Genomic DNA, 2,315 nt, shown 5'->3' on the forward strand with positions numbered 1-2,315 from the left:
TCGTTTAAATTAGCCTTGATTGGAACGATCGTAAGGCCGATTCTATCGCCCTGGTTCTTGAAGTAGAGGTAACACCTGGCAATTAAACGCATAGCAAATACTCGTTACCTGGATTAGTAGAGCTGTTAAATCGATTACCCAAATGTTGCTGGCCGGAATTTGTTCGTGGTGATTGTGATTGGGGGAATGATCCGGTAATGACCGGGCTTGAAGAAGCAGGCTGCCATTATTTATTCAAAATGAAGAAGCTTGGCAATGTCAAACAGGCCATATATCAAGCGCACTGCAGCGGTGGCTGGGTGAAATACGACAAACACTGGGAGGGAAAGGAATCAGTAATTAAACTCTCTGGCTGGAAAAAAGAAAGACGCATTATTATTGTTCGAAGAAGGCGACCTGAAAACGAAATGCTTCGCCAGGAAAAAGGAATTAAAGAACAACAAACAACACTGGCTTTAATTGAAGAACCTGAAAATATAAAAGCCTATGAATACTCTGTGTTGGTGACCAGTCTGGATAATGATGTGGTTGCGGTTATTGATCATTATCGCCACAGGGCAAGTTGTGAAAACAATTTCGATGAAATAAAGAATCATTGGGATTGGAGTGGCTATGTTACCAAAGATCTTAAACGATGCCGTTTCCTGGCAAGGATGGTGGCATTAATTTACGACTGGTGGACGCTCTATGTTCGACTTAACAATCCTGATACCCACCGGGAATCAATTACCAGTCGTCCATTATTAATGAGCGCGATTGGGAAGCTGACAGATTCTGGGAATCAAAAGAAAATAAAGCTGACAAGTCAGCATAGGTTAATGGGGCAGATTGCAAAATTACAGGCTCAGCTTTGTGATTTTTTTGATGCAATAAAAAAGCTTGCGCCGCAGTTAACTCCAATTCAGGCCTGGTGCCGAATTTTAACGAAATCTGTATCGAAATTTCTGAAAAAGGGTCAGGAAATAGCGCCATTGTCGTTAATTGATACAAGTTAATTCCAAAATTTCGCCCGTGCGAGTAAACAAAAAGCTGCCACAACTGGGGCGGCCAAGACCTGTTTGACTGCTGAATTTAGGGCCAAATGCTTCTGTCCCCCTGAATGCTTCTAAGGGTTTAGTTGACATCATAGCGCTTGCAGCATTAGTGGGAAAATAAGCACAATCTTTAAGCCATAGTACATCGGGTTTTATCGAAATAACCATCCAGTTAGTATCAGGAGTTTTCATTCGTAGAAGGTAAAAAAGCTTGTAGTTCGGGTAGGATACAGAAATACAGTTTGCCTGTTTGTATCCATCAAGCCTTTTCCATCAGATTTTCCTATTAGTTATTAGTGCTGGATTCATGATAGGAAACTTATCATATATAGTCTGGACGATTTCAGATTACCTTTTTGAAGCTGACCCATAGCTTCCGGAGAAGCCATAGGTCATAGACGTTAGTTAATGTCAAGAATCAATAAATGCTCCCTTGCCCTTGTCGCGGCAACATAGTCAGCAAACCGGGCGATAGAGCAGTCCTTGTTTTCGATGGAGAGCAATGCGACAGCTTTGAACTCAAGGCCTTTGATCCTCTGTTTAGTGCCATATCGGACACCGGGCTCTTCCTGCCCAGGGTCTTTCTGCCGGGCCTTGAGTTCCAGAGTAGGGATATTAGCCGTTTGCAGGGCATTAATGATTTCTTTATCAGGAGGCGTAATACAAATTTCATGCGAACCCATACCGGCTTCGGTAAGGCTGTTAATCCAGGTAATAATGGCCTGTGAAGCCTCCTCCATACTCTTGCATTGCGCAATTTGTGGAGAAGAACCTTTAAATACAGACTGGTCACCGGTAGTAATAGCGGTACCGCCATCAAGGTCATCAATTTCCATGCCGGTAAGCAGGCCATGGGCCCACTGGCGGATTTCCTCAGTGGTTCGGTAATTAATTTTAAGTCGGCTCGAGCGTCCCCTTACTTCCAGGCCAGCTCTGCTCAGGGCAATAGGTGCTTTATTATAAATTCGCTGGTGGCCATCCCCAACAACACACAGGGGATCAGAGTCTCCCGATTCAATAGGGCTCAGTGCGGCAATCAACCTCAGGGCTTCCAGCCCAAAATCCTGCAGCTCATCCACCAGAACATGACGGAACTTCTGGAATTTGCCCTGTTCAACTGCCTGCCTGGCCTGGTGAATAACGCCATCAAACGTCAGCATATTACGTTTGTTCAGGGCCCGGTTGAAATGTAGAAAAATTTGCCAAAGCTGTTTACGCTGCTTCCGGCTAAGGAGTCGTCTAAAAATAACTTTCCCATTTTAAACTCAGTATTCCTGATGA

1 protein-coding gene and 1 pseudogene are annotated in these 2,315 nt (G+C 44.1%); one reads left to right on the plus strand and one right to left on the minus strand.

Features of this window, described 5'->3' with window-relative positions; genetic code table 11:
• Positions 1–113: 113 nt before the first annotated feature.
• Positions 114–995: pseudogene (locus tag KDK14_RS14265) on the plus strand (transposase); the annotation flags it as partial.
• Between the two features lie 440 nt (positions 996–1,435).
• Here KDK14_RS14265 and KDK14_RS14270 read toward each other — a convergent pair.
• Positions 1,436–2,281 carry a UvrD-helicase domain-containing protein gene (locus tag KDK14_RS14270; protein ID WP_257265842.1) on the minus strand — a complete coding sequence of 282 codons (846 nt, stop codon included), beginning with the start codon at positions 2,279–2,281 and terminating at the stop codon, positions 1,436–1,438.
• Positions 2,282–2,315 lie beyond the last annotated feature (34 nt).

The sequence above is a fragment of the Endozoicomonas sp. ONNA2 genome (assembly GCF_024606365.1).
Classification (GTDB): Bacteria; Pseudomonadota; Gammaproteobacteria; order Pseudomonadales; family Endozoicomonadaceae; genus Endozoicomonas.